Below are 17154 nucleotides of genomic sequence, written 5' to 3'. Positions count from 1 at the left end.
TAGCTAAGGGCAATCAGTAAAGAAGCCCAGGAGGCTCCCATGCTTAGTGCCCAAGACCGTGCCATCGTCAAATCCACCGTGCCCCTGCTGGAAAGCGGCGGCGAAGCGCTGATCACCCATTTCTACCGCATGATGCTCTCCGAGTACCCTGAGGTTCGCCCGCTGTTCAACCAGGCTCACCAGGCCAGCGGTGACCAGCCCCGGGCCCTGGCCAATGGCGTATTGATGTACGCGCGGCATATCGACCAGCTCGACCAACTGGGCGACCTGGTGGCGAAGATCATCAACAAGCACGTCGCCTTGCAGATCCTGCCGGAGCATTACCCGATAGTGGGCGCTTGCCTGCTGCGGGCGATTTCCGAGGTGCTGGGCAGTGAGATCGCCACCCCTGAGGTGATGAATGCCTGGGGCGCCGCGTACGGCCAACTGGCGGACATCCTGATCGGTGCCGAAGCCGCTATTTACGCAGAGAAAGCCCGGGCCCCCGGCGGCTGGCGCGGTGCGCGGGCGTTCACTGTGGTCAAGCGTGTGGAGGAGAGCGCCGAGATCACTTCCTTCTATTTCGCGCCGGCGGACAACGGGGCGATCCTCGCGGCCGCGCCGGGCCAATACATCGGCATGAGGCTGGTGCTCGACGGTGAGGAAGTGCGCCGCAACTATTCACTGTCGGCCCTGAGTGATGCGGGTGAATACCGCATCAGCGTCAAGCGCGAGGCCGGCGGGCGGGTTTCCAACTACCTGCATGACCAGTTGCAGGTCGGTGCGACGATTGACCTGTTTCCGCCGTCGGGCGAGTTCACCCTGGCGGCCAGCGATAAGCCGCTGGTGCTGATCAGCGGCGGGGTAGGGATCACCCCAACCTTGCCGATGCTGGAGGCTGCGCTGGCCACCCAGCGCCCGGTGCACTTTATCCACTGCGCGCGCAATGGCGGGGTGCATGCGTTCCGCGATTGGGTGGATGCACTGGCGGCCAAGCACCCGCAGCTCAAGCGCTTTTATTGCTATGCCGAGGACGACGGCGTGAGCCCGGCGGCGGATAAAGTCGGTCTGTTGAGCCAGGAGCAACTGGCGGCGTGGTTGCCGGAGCAGCGTGACGTGGATGCGTACTTCCTGGGACCTAAAGGCTTCATGGCGGCGATCAAGCGCCACCTCAAGGCTCTGGGCGTACCCGAAAAGCAAAGTCGCTACGAATTCTTCGGCCCGGCGGCTGCCTTGGAATAAGACCTGAAGGTTCACACTGTTCAAAATAATGTGGGAGGGGGCTTGCCTCTCCCACATTTGGATCTCTGTTCCTCTCGATTAATCCCCTGTTAACCCCTCTCTGTTTAAACCACTCTCTGTGTGTAAACTTGCGGCCATTGGCACAACCAAACAAAGGGATACGGGGATGAGTGACGAATTGCGTTTAGGCAGGGAGCGGCGCTTTCTGGTGTTGTTGGGCATCATCTGCCTGGCGCTGATCGGTGGGGCGTTGTACATGCAGGTGGTGTTGGGCGAGGCGCCGTGCCCGTTGTGCATCCTGCAACGCTATGCCTTGCTGTTGATTGCGATCTTCGCGTTCATCGGTGCCGCCATGCGCACCAAGGGCGCCCTCACGCTGTTCGAAGGCCTGGTGGTACTCAGCGCTCTCGGTGGGGTGGCCGCGGCCGGTCACCATGTGTACACCCAGTTCTTTCCGCAGGTGAGCTGCGGCGTCGATGTGCTGCAACCTATCGTCGACGACCTGCCCCTGGCCAAGGTCTTCCCGCTGGGCTTCCAGGTCGATGGCTTCTGCAGCACCCCGTACCCGCCGGTGCTGGGCCTGTCTTTGGCGCAATGGGCGCTGGTGGCGTTCGTGCTGACGGTCATCCTGGTGCCCCTGGGCATCTATCGTAATCGCCGCCACAAAGGCTGAACCCATCAGTGAAACGCCCCGGTCTTTCCTCAAGGTAGGCCGGGGCGTTTTTGCATGTAGGCTTTTGTGAACAGAGCGTGACGCCGGACAATTTTGGCTGCGCGCAGTGTGCGACATGTTGTCACACGGAAGCCGCCGCAGGACGTTTCTGACCCGCCAAACCAACGCTTAAATTTGCAAAAAGCCTCCAGGATGTGCTGTCAGTTCGTGGTTTGGACGACGCCACGTACCTCACGTCGTACAAGGCTTTGAGTGATGTCCGAATGCCTTGTTTTATGGGGGGTTGCATAGGTTTCGTAGGCCCTTACGGGGGGTAAGGGCTGTGACCGTTTGCCCTATAACACGGCAATTTTTGTGGTTTTTGTTGAGAATTGAACGCGATAAGATCGCGAACCATTGCAATATTGGTGAAGGATTATTGCTGTAATCGATAAAAATTATTTCTTTATAAGACATGGTTTATACATCGCTAGCTAACTACAATCGCCCGCACTGAATGTCCGGTGCTGCTCAATATTTGAGCACTGGAGCGGTCGAGGGGCAGATGGACGGCTCTGTGCGACCCCAAGGTTCCGGCAGCCTTTCAACTATCCGCACCAAATGGAATTGGTCTGTAACAAGGCCTTTAACCACGAAATCGAATAAGAACTCACCGCAGGTCCGTGAAACGCTCCGTTATATGGCGTGCCGGGCAGGCTCTTATTCAATCGAAGAGAAATGCCAACCCTTGGCAGGGTGAAGTGTTGGCGATCAAAACCCAACTGCATTGCGCAAGCTGCTTTAGAGGTCGTGAGATGAGTAAAAACAGGTACCCCCGATTACTAGGCTTTTTGCCGCTGCTTGGCATGATGTTAATGCTGGGAGGCTGCAAGTGGACCTTGATGGACCCAAAAGGACAGATCGGTCTGGATCAACGAAACCTGATCATCACTGCCACCCTGCTGATGTTGTTGGTCGTGGTGCCTGTGATCATCATGACCTTTGCCTTCGCCTGGAAATACCGCGCGTCGAACACCAGCGCGACCTACGCGCCGAAGTGGTCGCACTCCACCAAGATCGAAATCGCGGTGTGGCTGGTCCCGATCCTCATCATCATCGCCCTGGGTTACATCACCTATAAGTCGACCCACGAGCTGGACCCGTACCGTCCGCTGGAGTCCGACGTCAAGCCGATCAACATCGAAGTGGTCGCGCTGGACTGGAAGTGGCTGTTCATCTACCCGGACCTGGGTATCGCCACGGTTAACCAGATTCGCTTCCCTGAGAACACCCCGCTTAACTTCCGGATCACCTCCGACGCCGTGATGAACTCGTTCTTCATCCCTGCCCTGGGCGGTCAGATTTACGCGATGGCAGGCATGCAGACCCGACTGCACCTGATCGCCAACGAAAAAGCTGAAATGGAAGGCATCTCCGCGAACTACAGCGGCGCTGGCTTCACCGGCATGAAATTCAAAGCGATCTCGACGAGCCAGGAAGATTTCAACGCCTGGGTAGCCGAAGTCAAGGCCGCACCTAAACAGCTTGATCAAGCTGAATACGACGCCCTGACCAAACCAAGCCAGAACAACCCTGTCGCCCTGTACTCCGCGTATGAGCCGAACCTGTTTCAGAAAATCGTCGACAAGTACGAAGGTATGAAGCCAGGCAAGCCGGTCAAGCACGAGAAGAAAGAAGTGGCCGCGGTTGAAGGTTCTGACACGGGCTCGCATTCAACTGCTGGGGCAGAGGAGTAAACGATGTTTGGTAAATTAAGTTGGGATGCGGTCCCGTTCCACGAGCCGATTGTGATGATTACCATCGCCATGATCGCGCTGGGTGGTCTGGCACTGTTTGCAGCAATCACTTATTTCAAGAAGTGGACCTACCTGTGGACCGAGTGGTTGACGTCGGTCGACCACAAGAAAATCGGCGTGATGTACATCATCGTTGCCATGGTCATGCTGCTGCGTGGTTTTGCCGACGCCATCATGATGCGTACCCAGTTGGCCATGGCCACCGAAGGTTCGCCTGGCTACCTGCCGCCTGAACACTATGACCAGATCTTCACCGCCCACGGTGTGATCATGATCATCTTCATGGCGATGCCTTTCTTCACCGGCCTGATGAACCTTGCAGTGCCGCTGCAGATCGGTGCGCGTGACGTTGCCTACCCGTTCCTGAACTCCCTGAGCTTCTGGCTGCTGGTTTCCGGCGTGGTGCTGATCAACGTTTCCCTGGGTGTCGGCGAATTCGCCAAGACCGGTTGGGTTGCGTATCCGCCATTGTCGGGCATCCAGTACAGCCCTGGCGTGGGTGTGGACTACTACATCTGGGCGCTACAGTTATCAGGACTCGGGACGACGTTGACAGGGGTCAACTTCCTGGCCACCGTCCTGAAAATGCGCGCCCCTGGCATGAAACTGATGGACATGCCGATCTTCACCTGGACCTGCACCTGGGCCAACGTCCTGATCGTGGCGTCGTTCCCGATCCTGGCCGCTACCATGGCGCTGCTGTCGCTTGACCGTTACCTGGATTTCCACATTTTCACCAATGAACTTGGTGGCAATCCAATGATGTACGTGAACCTGTTCTGGGCATGGGGTCACCCTGAGGTGTACATCCTGATCCTGCCAGCGTTCGGTATCTTCTCCGAAGTGATCTCGACCTTTACCGGCAAGCGCCTGTTCGGTCACCACTCGATGGTCTACGCATCGGGCGCAATCTCCGTACTGGGCTTCATGGTGTGGCTGCACCACTTCTTCACCATGGGTTCGGGGGCCAGCGTCAACGCCTTCTTCGGCCTTGCGACGATGCTGATTTCCATCCCGACGGGGGTGAAGCTATTCAACTGGCTGTTCACCATCTACCACGGCCGTCTGCGCATCACCAGCCAGGTCCTGTGGACCCTGGGCTTCATGGTGACCTTCGCCATCGGCGGCATGACCGGCGTACTGCTGGCCATTCCGGGTGCTGACTTCGTCCTGCACAACAGCCTGTTCGTGATCGCTCACTTCCACAACGTGATCATCGGTGGTGCGGTATTCGGCTACATCGCTGGTTTCAGCTTCTACTTCCCGAAAGCGTTCGGCTTCAAGCTGCACGAAGGCTGGGGCAAGGCTGCGTTCTGGTTCTGGATCTCGGGCTTCTTCGTTGCGTTCATGCCGCTCTATGCACTGGGCTTCATGGGCATGACCCGTCGTCTGAACGCCACTACCAACCCTGAGTGGGTGCCGTACCTGTACGTCGCCATGTTTGGTGCACTCATGATCGCTGTGGGTATCGCCTGCCAGTTGATCCAACTGTACGTGAGCATCCGTGACCGTAAGCAGAACGCTTGCGAATCCGGCGACCCATGGAATGGCCACACCCTGGAATGGTCGACCTCGTCGCCACCTCCGTTCTACAACTTCGCCGTGATCCCGACTGCGAACACCATCGATGCGTTCACCGAAGCCAAGGAAGACGGTACTGCGTACCAGCAACCTAAGCACTACGAACCGATCCACATGCCAAGCAACACCGCTACTGGCGTGGTGATGGGTGCGCTGTTGACCGTGTTCGGTTTCGCGATGATCTGGCACATCTGGTGGCTGGCAATCGTGAGCCTGGTGGGCACCATCGGCTACTTCATTGTCCACGCAGCACGTGATGATCAAGGCTACATGGTGCCGGTCGAAACGATCGAGCGCATCGAAGCCGAGCAGCACGCTCGCCTGGTCGCCGAGAAGAAAATCCCGGCCAACCGTGTAGAAACCTCGTTGGAACAGGCTTAAACCATGTCGAACTTAGTGACCAATGCTGGACACGCCCATGTCGATGACCATGGGCACGATGACCATCACCACGACTCGGGGCCGATGACCGTTTTCGGTTTCTGGCTCTACCTGATGACCGACTGCATCTTGTTTGCGTCGATCTTCGCGGTGTACGCGGTACTGGTAAACAACGTTGCGGGTGGCCCGTCGGGCCACGACATCTTCGAACTGCCTTACGTGCTCGGCGAAACCGCCTTGCTGTTGTTCAGTTCGATCACCTACGGCTTCGCCATGTTGGCCTTCTACAAGGGCAACAAGAAAGGCGTCCTGAGCTGGTTGGCACTGACCTTCCTGTTCGGCCTGGGCTTCATCGGCATGGAGATCAACGAGTTCCACCTGCTGATCTCCGAAGGCTACGGCCCGCACCGTTCCGGCTTCCTGTCGGCGTTCTTCACGCTGGTTGGTACCCACGGTCTGCACGTGACGGCCGGCCTGCTGTGGATGGCGGTGATGATGTATCAGGTCAATAAACACGGCCTGACCAACACCAACAAGACTCGCCTGAGCTGCCTGAGCCTGTTCTGGCACTTCCTGGACGTGGTCTGGATCTGCGTCTTCACCGTTGTTTACCTGATGGGGACTCTGTAATGGCTAATGCACACTCCCATGACCATGACAGCCATGATGCGAGCCACGGCAGCGTTAAGTCGTACGCCATCGGCTTCATCCTGTCGGTAATCCTGACGCTCATCCCGTTCGGTCTGGTGATGTACCCGACCCTGCCGAAGTCGATCACTTTGATGATCGTACTGGCGTTCGCGGTGATTCAGGTTCTGGTTCACCTGGTGTACTTCCTGCACCTGGATCGCTCTAAAGAGCAGCGCGATAACGTGATTGCGTTCGTGTTCGCAGGCTTAGTAATCCTGCTGCTGGTTGGCCTGTCGATATGGATCATGTTCAGCATCCATACGTTCATGATGGCGAAGTGAGGTAAGACCCGATGTCGCTTAAGCACTTTATCCAAATCACCAAACCGGGGATCATTTTCGGTAACGTGCTTTCTGTGGCGGGCGGTTTCTTCCTGGCCTCCAAGGGACATGTCGATCTGGCCATCTTCCTGGCTGCGATGATCGGTACGTCCCTGGTGGTAGCTTCCGGTTGTGTGTTCAACAACTGCATCGACCGTGACATCGACATCAAGATGGAGCGCACCAAGAATCGCGTGCTGGTCCAGGGCCTGATCTCCCTGAAGCTGGCACTGATCTTCGCGACCGTCCTGGGTGTTGCCGGTGTGGCCCTGTTGTACCAGGTGGCCAACCCGCTGGCGGCGTTGTTTGCCGTGATCGGTTTTGTCATCTACGTCGGTCTCTACAGCCTGTACCTCAAGCGCAAGTCGGTGCACGGCACGCTGGTGGGCAGTCTGTCGGGGGCGATGCCGCCGGTGATTGGTTATGTGGCTGTGACCAATAGCTTCGACATGGCTGCGCTGGTGCTGCTGGTGATGTTCAGCCTGTGGCAGATGCCGCATTCCTACGCCATCGCGATCTTCCGCTTTAACGACTACCTGGCTGCTTCGATTCCGGTCCTGCCGGTCAAGCGTGGCATCCAGGTCGCCAAGAAACACATCCTGCTCTACATCCTGGCCTTCCTCGTGGCGACCTTGATGTTGACCTTCAGTGGCTACGCCGGCATGAGCTACCTTGCCGTCGCTGCGGCCATGGGCATGTACTGGTTGTACATGGCCTGGACCGGCTACAAGGCGGTGGACGACACCGTCTGGGCGCGCAAGCTGTTCGTGTTCTCGATCTTCACCATCACCGCGCTCAGCGTGATGATGTCCCTGGATTTCCAAGTGCCGAAAGAGCTGTTGCTGACCTACGCCCACTGAGTGTCTGAGTAATAAAAAGGCCCCGCCTTCGAAAGAAGCGCGGGGTTTTTTATTGAGTGACCTTTAAACTACGACCAAACCCTACCCCTGCAGGAAGCAAAGTGATGAGTAAAAAAGCCGTTATGGTGTTCAGTGGCGGTCAGGATTCGACGACCTGCCTGATCCAGGCGCTGCCGCTGTATGACGAAGTGCACTGCATCACCTTCGATTACGGTCAGCGCCATGTCGCGGAAATCGAAGTCGCCCGGCAGTTGGCCAAGCAACTGGGGGCCACCGTTCACAAAGTGATGGACGTGTCGCTGCTCAACGAACTGGCGATCAGCAGCCTGACCCGCGACAACATCCCGGTGCCTACCGTGAACAGCTCCGGAGAAAGCCTGCCGAGCACCTTTGTGCCGGGCCGCAATATTCTGTTTTTAACCCTGGCGGCTATCTACGCGTATCAGGTCAAGGCCGAGACGGTGATCACCGGCGTGTGTGAAACCGACTTCTCCGGCTACCCCGATTGCCGCGATGAGTTCGTCAAAGCCTTGAACCAGGCGCTCAAGCTGGGCATGGAGTACGACGTACGCCTGGAAACCCCGTTGATGTGGCTGAACAAGGCCGAGACCTGGGCATTGGCGGATTACCACCAGCAACTGGACCTGGTCCGCGAGCAGACCCTGACCTGCTACAACGGCATTATCGGTACCGGCTGCGGCGAGTGCGATGCGTGCAACCTGCGTGCACGTGGCTTGAATGACTACCTGCAGAACAAGGCAGCGGTCATGCAGAGCCTGAAGCAGAAATTGCAGCTGAACTGACTCCCAACACGCAGCTGTCGAGCCTCGACAAGGCTCGACAGCTGCTACGCATCAGGCAGTGGCGTTGGTCAGGTAGCGCTTGAACAACGAGCGCGCACCGTAGGCCGGCAGGATATTGAAGAACGCAAAACCGACTTTGATCGCGATCTGTACATAGATCATGCTCAGGATGTCGCTGGTCTGCATGGCGCCGTAGAACGCGATGAAGCAGAACAGGAAGCTGTCGATAATCACCGCAAAGAACGTACTGAGGAAAATGCGCAGGTACAGGTATTTGGAATTGGTCAGCTCTTTGATCTTGCACAGTAAATACGAGTTGATATTTTCCGACACCAGGAACGACACCGAAGAGGCGATCAATACCGACGATACCTGGACGATCACGTCGTTGTAAGGACCGTCGAGCTTCCAACCTGGCAGGCCGGGCAGGAAGGTCGAGCCGTAGAGCAGGATGATGATCATCGCGTTGCTGGCAAAGGCAAACAGAATGGCCTTTCTGGCGAGTCTCAGGCCGAAGTTTTCGTTGAGCAGGTCCACGATCAAAAAGGTCAACGGATACAGGAAAGTGCCGGGCGTGACGATGATGTCGAGTGACTCGATGTAGATCGGTTTGGTCGCGGCGATGCTGGTGAAAATATAAAAAGTGAAGAGCAGCAGGTTCAGGATGATGTAGATCATCCATGAGTTTTCATTACGGTCATTGAGGTCGTACGCGGTCACCGAGCCGCCTTGGGAATAGAACTTCTTGTACAGGTTTTTAACTTCCATTTTATTTAAGTTGTCCATGATTTCGCTGTTGATGACTTCGCTCAACTTGACCCGGATGATCTTGCCCGTGGCGATGATCATGATCACGGCCAGGCTCTTGTCATTTTCGAAGCCAAGCAGTTTGTACTTGCTGTTTTCTATCTCGCTTTCATGCGTGGTCATTGAAGCGCTCCTCAATGATATCGCCCAGTACACACAGGCGTTCTGAGTTGGCGCAGGCCTCACGGCTGATCAACAGCGCCTGAGTGACCTTGTCGAACACCAGCTTTTCCTTGGTATCGCTCGATGAACCCTTCTGGATGATCAGCAGATCACCTGGCTCGTTCACTCCCGCGATGGGATGCTCCAGCTGCACGCCGATCAGGTTATGGGACGCGCCGAAGTAGTACGTGAGCGGGAAGAGGGTGGCCAGTTCGCCGATGCGCTTGTCCAGGTGCTGCATGACCTGGCTTTGCTTGAGCACAGGCACGGCTGCCGGGTTCATATTGCCCTGGGGCGAAACACTGCTCTCGATGATTTCCTTGGCTTCAAAGTCGATGGTCTCGATTTCTTCGTAAGACACGCCGAAAAAATCGGAAATCTTGCGCAGGGTCGACTGTTGAACGTTGACGACCTTGCCTTCGAGGATGTTGTAGATCGTGGTGCGGGTCAGGCCGGCCGCGCTGCACAACGACAGTTGGGTCTCGCCGCGGCTCTTGATCAAGTACTTGATGTTGCTCTTCAAGTGCTCGGTTTTTTCTCGTCTGTGCATCACGTGCTCACCACTTCCCTTTAGTAAAAACCGTTGATCCTTGAAGACGCCACGCAGGCTGTTTCAGCACTGAAGTACCCATCCAGGGTGTTCAGGCTTTGCGGCGGGCGCAAGTGTTGCACGCGCGTGGCTTAACAATAAAGCCCAAGATGCTCGACCCTGTCAGGCGGAAAGGCAAATGGCCAGTTACTCGGCAAAGGGGGACAAAAGCGAACATTTAATTTGGAAAATGTTTAATTTCCTGTTTAATTGGGCGCCACGGTTCAGGACGAACCGCTACGCAGCGACCAAGGAAAGGACACTCCCCATGGCAGTCAATACCGTACACCTGCAGGATCAGGCTGACCTGTTGCGCCGAGGCATGGCGGATCTGCACGCCGAGGACATGGAGTTGGCGATGCTGCTGGACGCGGAAGTGGCGCGCCAGCACCGCACACTGTCACTGGTCGCGTCCTCCTGTGCGGTCGAACCCCGCACCCTGGTGGCCTCCGCGTCTGCATTGGTGAACATCACTGCCGAGGGCGCGCCTGGCCGACGCCATCGGGCGGGCTGCGAGAATGTCGATCTGGTCGAGTCCCTGGCTATCCGCAGGGCGCGTGAATTGTTCGATGCCCACTACGCCGGCGTGCAGTCGCACTCGGCTTCCAACGCCAACGCCCAAGTGCTGTCCGCTCTGCTTGAACCGGGGGATACCCTGCTGGGCATGGCCCACGATCACGGTGGGCACCTTACCCATGGCAGCCCCGCTGTATTTACCGGTGCCTACTACAAGGCCATTCGCTACGGCACCACCGCCGACGGACTGATCGATTACGCGCAGGTGCGTAGTCTGGCGCTTGCCCATCGCCCACGCATCATCATCTGCGGTGCATCGGCTTATTCGCGGGTTGTGGATTTCGAGCGGTTTCGCGCCATAGCCGATGAAGCGGGTGCGATCCTGCTCGCCGACATTTCTCATATTGCCGGGCTGGTCGTGACGGGGCGGCACCCGAGTCCGATCAATGCCGCGCATGTCACCACCACCTGTACCCACAAGCAGCTGGGTGGGCCGCGCGGAGGCTTGATCCTGTCCGGCCGCGATGCCCATACCAAGGTGCCCGGCTTGAGGGCGACCTTCAGCCGTGTACTTGATCAAGCCGTGTTCCCACGCATGCAGGGCGCGCCGGCGGTTAATATGATCGCCGCCAAAGCCGCTGCGCTGGGCTACGCGATGACGCCGGAGTTCGACGCGTGCATGGGGCGGATTCGCGCCCTGGCCGATGAAGTGGCCAGCGCGTTTCAGGCCCATGACTATGAAGTGGTCGGCGGGCGCAGTGAAAACCATACCGTGCTGATTCGCTTGCGCGGCGGCGTTACCGGCGCTATCGCCGAGTCGGCGCTGGAAAGCTGCGGTGTCGTGGTGGATAAAAACCGCATACCGGGTGAGACGCGTTCGTCTGCCGTCGCCAGTGGCTTGTGTATCGGCACGGGCTCCATGGCGCAACGCGGTGTCGATGCCGAGGGCTGTCGGCACATCATCGATCTGGTGTGCCGGGTATTGGACAATGTCACTCCGCTGGGGGAGCACGCGTACCGCCTCGAACCGATTCTGCAGCAACAACTGCGTGCAGAACTCGAAGCCTTGTGTGCGAAATATCCCATCGCCGGCTACTGGGAACGCTGAAGCGCCCTGCTCGAAAAAAGCCCCGTCTTCGCACGTTGTACGGGGCTTTTTCATGGTGGCTCGGTTAAATCCTTCGTTCCTTGTCTCGTCATACCCTTCTATACGAGCTGTGCGAATTCCTCACCCGTCTACAAGGAGTAGTCACCATGGTCAGCGTTAGTCGTCGATCCCTTCTCGCTCTTGGCGCCGCCCTGCCTTTGCTCGGGCGCCTGGATTGGGCGCTCGCCGCACCCGCGCCGACCAAGACTGACAAGGTACTGCTCAACTACAACGAAAGCCCCTACGGGCCTTCGACGGCGGCCCGCGAAGCGATGCAGCGCGGCATCGCGACAGCCGGGCGGTATCCGTACAAACATATGTACGCCTTGGCCGGCCTGTTTGCCCAGCAGCACGGGATTGCCGAAGAGCAGGTGGCGGTATTCGCCGGCTCCATGGCCGCGCTGCGCTACGCGGTGCTGGCGTTCACCAGCGAAACCCGCGGCCTGGTGATGGCCACGCCGTCCTACGAAGTACCGCGCCAGGCCGCCGAGTCCCGTAAGGCGCCGGTGCGCGAAGTGGACCTTGACGCCGACCACGCCCACGACGTTCCCGCGATGCTCGCCGCCGATCCCCAGGCGGGGATGCTCTATGTCTGCAATCCCAACAATCCGACGGGCACCCTCACCTCCACCGAGGCTATTCGCCAGGCGCTGGCGAACAAGCCCAAAGGCAGCGTATTGGTGGTGGACGAGGCCTACATCGACTTCGCCGACACCCCAAGCGTGGTGAGCTGGGTCAAGGACCATGACGACCTGTTGGTGTTGCGCACCTTCTCGAAAATCTACGGCATGGCCGGCGCCCGCCTGGGTCTGGCGATCGGCCACCCGGCGCTGCTGGAACGGCTGGCGGTATTCGGCGGTGACAATGTCCCGGCGGGTGCTTCCCTGCTCGGCGGCCTCGCCAGCCTGGAAGACGTAAAGCTGCTGCCACAACGCAAGGCACTCAATGCCCAGCTGCGTGATGAAACAATCACCTGGCTCAAGGGCCGTGGCTTCACCTGCACGGCCTCCCAGGCCAACTGCTTCATGATCGACGTGAAGCAACCGGCCGAGCAGGTCATCGACAAGCTTGCCGCACAGGGCGTATTCATCGGGCGGGTGTGGAAAAACTGGCCGCAGTGGGTGCGCGTGACGTTGGGGAACAAGCGGGAGATGGAGCGGTTTCGCGAGGTGTTTGCGGCGACGGTCTAGCGCCGATGTGGGAGGGGGCTTTCTCCCTCCCACATTCGGTGTCACTGCTGCGCGATGCTGTAGCCCTCAAACGCCGTCTGCTGTTGCAGCGCAGTAATCACGCTCTTGCGGCTCAGCGGCTGCTCGACGCCGGCGTTATCCACAAAGCTTTCAACCTCCAGCTCGGCTTCGTCGCCTTCGCCTACAAAGCTGAAGCCCAGGAACTCAAACGCCTCACGGTCGACGTTCAACCGCGAGCGTGGCGTGCGCAGCGGTAGGGTGACGCTGGTGCCGTCCTTGCTGATCACAAACACTTCGGCTTCTTTCTTGGGGCGAGCGGCCTTGCCTTTGCCGGCGCTTGGGTTGCTGATGGCCTGGTGAGACTGGTTCAGCACTTTGAGGGCCAGCCCGTAGACCAGCTCCTGAAACTCAGGATCATCCTTGAAGCTCGACAGGATGCGGCTGATGGAGAACTTGCCGCTCAGGTCTTCAAGGGCAAGGTTGTCAGCGGCTTCGGCGTCCTTGAGCTGCTTGAGCTGGCCCATCAGGTCGTAGGCCTTGTCGTCGTCGAAGGCGTCGTGGGCCTGGCGGATGGCCACGCGCAGTTCGCGGATCTGGTCGCTTTCCTTGGAGGTGTGAAAGGCGTCCAGCACCATCTCGCTGATGATCTTGGCGGCTGGCACATGCTGTGAAAGATTGATGGCGTTTTCGTATTCAGCTTTGGCGTGCAAGGCGACTACGGATTCTTCGGCGGAGTGTTCGGTGTAAGAATCGGACATTGAAATTTCACTACTTCAGTAAACGGAAGACAAAAAAGCGTCGCGCATTTTCAGCGGGGAGGGGGATCAGGTCAAGGCTGCCGACCGGCGAATGCAGGGCGTCAAACCAACTGCTTCAGGCACGCCTGGAGAATATCCAGTCCTTCTTCCAACACCGCAGGCTCGATGGTCAGCGGTGCCAGCAAGCGCACGATGTGCCGCGACTTGCCGCTGGGCATCAACAACAGCCCGGCGTCTCGCGCCAGGCTCAGCAATTGGGCCAGTTGCCGGGGCGCGGGCGTGCCGTCGGCGTTGGCCAGTTCGATGCCACGCATGGCACCGACGCCGGTCAGGCGACCCAGGTACGGCGACAGGTGCTGCGAACGCCAGGCGGCATAGCGGGCGACGATCGCTTCTTCCTGCTGCGAGCCCCAGGCCTGCAAGTGTTCGTCCGTCATCGCATCGAGGGTGGCCAATGCCGCCGCGCAAGCGATGGGGTTACCCGAGTAAGTACCACCGAGGCCGCCTTTGGGCAGGTTGTCCATCAAGGCCTTGCGCCCGACTACCGCACCCAGCGGCACGCCGCCGGCGATGCTTTTGCCCAGCAGGATCAGATCCGGTTCGATGCCCAGGCGTGAGAAGGCGAAACGCTGGCCGGTGCGCCCGAAGCCCGATTGGATCTCATCGGCAATCAGCAGGATATTGTGTTCATCGCAAAAGCGCCGCAGGGCGTGGGCAAACTCGATATTCAGCGCCAGGAAACCGCCTTCGCCCTGCACCGGCTCGATGATGAAACAGGCGACGTCAGCGACGTCGATTTCCACGCTGAACAAGCGGTCCATGGCTTTCAGCGCTTCAGCGCAGCTCACGCCGTTATCGGCGCTGGGGTAGGGCAGGTGATACACCGGGCCGGGCAGGACGCCGACCTTTTGTTTGTAGGGCGCCACCTTGCCATTGAGGTTGAGGGTGGCCAGGGTGCGGCCGTGGAAGGCACCGTCAAAGGCGATCACCGCCGTGCGGCCGGTGGCGCCGCGCACGATCTTCAAGGCGTTTTCTGCCGCTTCCGCACCGCTGTTGGTGAGCATGCCGCTGACGGGGTAGTCCACCGGGATAAACCCGGTCAGGCGATCCATCAGTTCGATGTAGGGCGTGTGCGGTGCAGCGTTGAACGCATAGTGGGTCAACTTCGTCGCCTGTTCACGAATCGCCGCCACCACGCCCGGGTGGCAATGGCCAAGGTTGAGCACGCCGATCCCGCCGACAAAATCGATATAGCGTTTGCCCGTTGTGTCCCAGACCTCGGCGTTGCTGCCATGGCTGAGGCTGATGGGATGAACGATGGAAATCGACTGGCTGATGGTTTCGCGGCTCATGAATCTCGGACTCGGCAGTGGCGGGTGTATTTTTATCTAAGCCGTGGGCCACGCCCTGCCGCAAACGAAATAAAGTCGCCGGGTCATTCCAAATCGGAAGGAGCTGTTGCCAAAAGGTCGTTTGTGGCCACGCGGTAAACCCGTCGATACTCCCCCGGCAGCATCAGAAGCCGGCGCGGGCGGTGTGGCGCCGAATAACAAGAAACGACAGGGAGAGCCTCGCATGAACCGATTCAACATTACCTTGGCCATGATCAGTGCCGCCGCCATGTTTGGCCTGGCCGGTACCGCGCACGCCGGTTCGACCCTGGACGCGATCCAGAAAAAAGGGTTTATCCAGTGCGGGGTCAGCGACGGGTTGCCAGGTTTTGGCGTGCCTGACAGCCAGGGCAAGATGACCGGCATCGATGTGGACGTGTGCCACGCCGTTGCGGCCGCCGTATTTGGTGACGCATCCAAAGTGAAGTTCACCCAATTGACCGCCAAGGAGCGTTTCACTGCCCTGCAGTCCGGCGAAATCGACGTGATTTCGCGCAACACCACCTGGACCAGCTCCCGCGACTCGGGCATGGGCCTGGTGTTCACGGGGGTGACCTACTATGACGGCATCGGCTTTCTGGTGAACAACAAACTGGGGGTCACCGCCGCCAGACAACTGGACGGTGCAACCGTGTGCATCCAGGCCGGCACCACCACCGAACTCAACGTTTCCGACTATTTTCGTACCCATGGCATGAAGTTCACGCCGATCACCTTCGACACCGCCGACGAAAGCGCCAAGGGCCTTGAAGCCGGGCGTTGCGATGTGCTCACCACCGACCAGTCGGGGCTGTATGCCCAACGGATCAAGATGGCCCACCCGGATGAGTTCGTGGTGTTGCCGGAAGTGATTTCCAAGGAGCCGCTGGGGCCACTGGTGCGCAAGGGCGATGACGAGTGGTTCAGCATCGTCAAGTGGACCTTGTTTGCGATGATCAACGCCGAGGAGATGGGCATCACCTCGCAGAACGTCGAAGAGCAGGCCAAGACCACGAAAAATCCGGATGTAGCGCGACTGCTGGGCGCCGACGGCGAGTACGGCAAGGACCTCAAGCTGCGCAAGGATTGGGTGGTGCAGATCGTCAAGCAGGTCGGTAACTACGGTGAAGTGTTCGAGCGCAACATCGGCCAAGGCAGTGTGCTGAAGATCAAGCGCGGGCTCAATGCCCTGTGGAGCAACGGCGGCATCCAGTACGCGCCACCGGTGCGCTGACAGGCTCGGCTTACGCCGACACGCCATCTTTCCCCGCCGCTTTGGCGCGATACAACGCCTGATCGGCACGCGCCATCAGGGCGGCGGGGGATTCATCCATATGGCGCTCGGCCACACCCAGGCTCAGAGTCACGGGCAGGTCGCCGCGCATCGGCCGCTTGCGCATCGTCTGGCAGATGGCCTCGGCCAACTGCGTGGCGGTTTCCAGCGAACTCTTGGGCAGGACCACCATGAACTCGTCGCCCCCCCAGCGGGCCAGCAGGTCGCCTTGGCGCAGGCAGCTTTCCAGGCATTCCACGACCTGCACCAGGGTCTGGTCGCCGACGCCGTGCCCGTGCCGGTCGTTGATGGGCTTGAAGTCATCGATATCCATCGCGATCAATGCCAGCGGCAGGCGAAAACGCTGGGCGCGGTCGCATTCTTCCAGCAGGACTTTTTCCAGGCGATAGCGGTTGGCAACAAGGGTCAGGGCATCCCGTTCGGCCAGGGAGCGGTTTTCGTCCAGCTGTAATTGCAACTGCTGGTTGACCCGTGACAACTCGCGCGTGCGCTCGGCCACCAGTGCCTCAAGGGATTGGTTGCGTCGCTCCAGCTGTTCGACGGAGCACTTGCGTATATGAATATCGCGATGGGCGCCGACCATCCGCGCCACCGAGCCATCGGGGTTACGGGCAATCACGTAGCCCCGGTCTTCGATCCACAGGTAGCTGCCATCTTTTTTGCGGCAACGGTATTCGATTTGATAATGGGGGGCGCGACGGTGGATGTAGTCATCGAACAGCGTCATCACGTGGGGGTAGTCTTCCGGGTGGATGACGGTCTCCCAGGTGAACACGCTGTTTTCCAGGGAGTGGCGGGGGTAGCCCAGCATTTCGTACCAGCCCGGGTTGCGGTAGACGAACCCGGTATTGGCGTTCCAGTCCCAGATCCCGTCGCTGACCAGCTCCAGCACGGTATGCAGCATGTCGGCATTGAGGTGGGAGAAATTACCGTTGTCGGAGGTATCGTCCATCTGTGCGCTCCTTGCATGGGCTGGCGTCCAAGGCCAGTCATATT

16 protein-coding genes are annotated in these 17154 nt (G+C 58.9%); 11 read left to right on the top strand and 5 right to left on the bottom strand.

The features are described from left to right. The first annotated feature begins 39 nt into the window (after window positions 1-39). The 8 genes from hmpA (at window position 40) to queC (ending at window position 8325) form a co-directional block, all read left to right on the top strand. Complete coding sequence (gene hmpA / locus AC07OP_RS26895) at window positions 40-1221, top strand: NO-inducible flavohemoprotein (protein WP_495102760.1); 1182 nt, start codon at window positions 40-42, stop codon at window positions 1219-1221. A 166-nt stretch (window positions 1222-1387) separates the two neighbouring features. Further along, complete coding sequence (locus tag AC07OP_RS26890) at window positions 1388-1894, top strand: disulfide bond formation protein B (RefSeq protein WP_027607623.1); 507 nt, start codon at window positions 1388-1390, stop codon at window positions 1892-1894. A gap of 794 nt (window positions 1895-2688) precedes the next feature. Then, window positions 2689-3630 (top strand): ubiquinol oxidase subunit II, encoded by a 942-nt coding sequence (gene cyoA / locus AC07OP_RS26885; protein ID WP_027607622.1) that lies wholly within the window; start codon window positions 2689-2691, stop codon window positions 3628-3630. A 3-nt stretch (window positions 3631-3633) separates the two neighbouring features. Then, window positions 3634-5652: a cytochrome o ubiquinol oxidase subunit I gene (gene cyoB, locus AC07OP_RS26880; RefSeq protein ID WP_027607621.1), complete on the top strand. Its 2019-nt coding sequence runs from the start codon at window positions 3634-3636 to the stop codon at window positions 5650-5652. A 3-nt stretch (window positions 5653-5655) separates the two neighbouring features. Further along, on the top strand, window positions 5656-6282 hold the full coding sequence (locus AC07OP_RS26875; RefSeq protein WP_010206435.1) for a cytochrome o ubiquinol oxidase subunit III: 627 nt from the start codon (window positions 5656-5658) through the stop codon (window positions 6280-6282). Continuing rightward, the gene (gene cyoD / locus AC07OP_RS26870) at window positions 6282-6623 is read left to right on the top strand and encodes a cytochrome o ubiquinol oxidase subunit IV (protein ID WP_010206434.1); all 342 of its coding nucleotides are present in this window, start codon (window positions 6282-6284) and stop codon (window positions 6621-6623) included. Before AC07OP_RS26875 ends, cyoD begins: the two co-directional genes overlap by 1 nt. 11 nt (window positions 6624-6634) lie before the next feature. Then, window positions 6635-7522 (top strand): heme o synthase, encoded by an 888-nt coding sequence (cyoE, locus tag AC07OP_RS26865; RefSeq protein ID WP_027607620.1) that lies wholly within the window; start codon window positions 6635-6637, stop codon window positions 7520-7522. Between the two features lie 104 nt (window positions 7523-7626). Next, window positions 7627-8325, top strand: coding sequence for a 7-cyano-7-deazaguanine synthase QueC (gene queC / locus AC07OP_RS26860; protein WP_027607619.1), 699 nt, complete (start codon window positions 7627-7629; stop codon window positions 8323-8325). Between the two features lie 51 nt (window positions 8326-8376). Here the strand turns inward: queC and AC07OP_RS26855 are convergent, their stop codons facing one another. After that, window positions 8377-9255: a queuosine precursor transporter gene (locus AC07OP_RS26855; RefSeq protein ID WP_141155972.1), complete on the bottom strand. Its 879-nt coding sequence runs from the start codon at window positions 9253-9255 to the stop codon at window positions 8377-8379. After that, window positions 9242-9847, bottom strand: a complete 606-nt coding sequence (locus tag AC07OP_RS26850; protein WP_083236361.1) for a helix-turn-helix transcriptional regulator — start codon at window positions 9845-9847, stop codon at window positions 9242-9244. Before AC07OP_RS26850 ends, AC07OP_RS26855 begins: the two co-directional genes overlap by 14 nt. Before the next feature lie 304 nt (window positions 9848-10151). Between AC07OP_RS26850 and glyA the strand changes: the two genes are divergently transcribed. Continuing rightward, complete coding sequence (gene glyA / locus AC07OP_RS26845; RefSeq protein WP_092359288.1) at window positions 10152-11507, top strand: serine hydroxymethyltransferase; 1356 nt, start codon at window positions 10152-10154, stop codon at window positions 11505-11507. Between the two features lie 146 nt (window positions 11508-11653). Then, window positions 11654-12736, top strand: coding sequence for a pyoverdine biosynthesis transaminase PtaA (ptaA, locus tag AC07OP_RS26840; protein ID WP_495102759.1), 1083 nt, complete (start codon window positions 11654-11656; stop codon window positions 12734-12736). Window positions 12737-12777: 41 nt separating this feature from the next. Here the strand turns inward: ptaA and AC07OP_RS26835 are convergent, their stop codons facing one another. Further along, a complete protein-coding gene (locus tag AC07OP_RS26835) occupies window positions 12778-13494 on the bottom strand; it encodes a hypothetical protein (protein WP_092359284.1) in 717 nt (238 codons plus the stop codon). A 101-nt stretch (window positions 13495-13595) separates the two neighbouring features. Beyond that, window positions 13596-14846, bottom strand: coding sequence for a 2-aminoadipate transaminase (locus AC07OP_RS26830; protein WP_495102758.1), 1251 nt, complete (start codon window positions 14844-14846; stop codon window positions 13596-13598). Window positions 14847-15069: 223 nt separating this feature from the next. Here AC07OP_RS26830 and AC07OP_RS26825 point away from each other — a divergent pair, with 223 nt between their 5' ends. Continuing rightward, the gene (locus AC07OP_RS26825) at window positions 15070-16098 is read left to right on the top strand and encodes an amino acid ABC transporter substrate-binding protein (RefSeq protein WP_495102757.1); all 1029 of its coding nucleotides are present in this window, start codon (window positions 15070-15072) and stop codon (window positions 16096-16098) included. A 10-nt stretch (window positions 16099-16108) separates the two neighbouring features. On the opposite strand, the gene AC07OP_RS26820 is transcribed toward AC07OP_RS26825, so the two are convergent. After that, window positions 16109-17110: a diguanylate cyclase domain-containing protein gene (locus AC07OP_RS26820; protein WP_495102756.1), complete on the bottom strand. Its 1002-nt coding sequence runs from the start codon at window positions 17108-17110 to the stop codon at window positions 16109-16111. Between the last annotated feature and the right edge of the window lie 44 nt (window positions 17111-17154).

The organism is Pseudomonas sp. GW821-FHT09D08, assembly GCF_059416305.1.
Note: the sequence above shows the minus strand (reverse complement) of the source record. Positions and strands in the feature narration are given on the sequence as shown.

Coding starts and splice junctions, on each gene's coding strand:
- AC07OP_RS26875 (WP_010206435.1), top strand. CDS start 5,656: ATGTCGAACTTAGTGACCAATGCTGGACACGCCCATGTCGATGACCAT.
- AC07OP_RS26890 (WP_027607623.1), top strand. CDS start 1,388: ATGAGTGACGAATTGCGTTTAGGCAGGGAGCGGCGCTTTCTGGTGTTG.
- queC (WP_027607619.1), top strand. CDS start 7,627: ATGAGTAAAAAAGCCGTTATGGTGTTCAGTGGCGGTCAGGATTCGACG.
- AC07OP_RS26855 (WP_141155972.1), bottom strand. CDS start 9,255: ATGACCACGCATGAAAGCGAGATAGAAAACAGCAAGTACAAACTGCTT.
- cyoB (WP_027607621.1), top strand. CDS start 3,634: ATGTTTGGTAAATTAAGTTGGGATGCGGTCCCGTTCCACGAGCCGATT.
- cyoE (WP_027607620.1), top strand. CDS start 6,635: ATGTCGCTTAAGCACTTTATCCAAATCACCAAACCGGGGATCATTTTC.
- glyA (WP_092359288.1), top strand. CDS start 10,152: ATGGCAGTCAATACCGTACACCTGCAGGATCAGGCTGACCTGTTGCGC.
- ptaA (WP_495102759.1), top strand. CDS start 11,654: ATGGTCAGCGTTAGTCGTCGATCCCTTCTCGCTCTTGGCGCCGCCCTG.
- cyoA (WP_027607622.1), top strand. CDS start 2,689: ATGAGTAAAAACAGGTACCCCCGATTACTAGGCTTTTTGCCGCTGCTT.
- AC07OP_RS26835 (WP_092359284.1), bottom strand. CDS start 13,494: ATGTCCGATTCTTACACCGAACACTCCGCCGAAGAATCCGTAGTCGCC.
- AC07OP_RS26825 (WP_495102757.1), top strand. CDS start 15,070: ATGAACCGATTCAACATTACCTTGGCCATGATCAGTGCCGCCGCCATG.
- AC07OP_RS26830 (WP_495102758.1), bottom strand. CDS start 14,846: ATGAGCCGCGAAACCATCAGCCAGTCGATTTCCATCGTTCATCCCATC.
- cyoD (WP_010206434.1), top strand. CDS start 6,282: ATGGCTAATGCACACTCCCATGACCATGACAGCCATGATGCGAGCCAC.
- AC07OP_RS26820 (WP_495102756.1), bottom strand. CDS start 17,110: ATGGACGATACCTCCGACAACGGTAATTTCTCCCACCTCAATGCCGAC.
- hmpA (WP_495102760.1), top strand. CDS start 40: ATGCTTAGTGCCCAAGACCGTGCCATCGTCAAATCCACCGTGCCCCTG.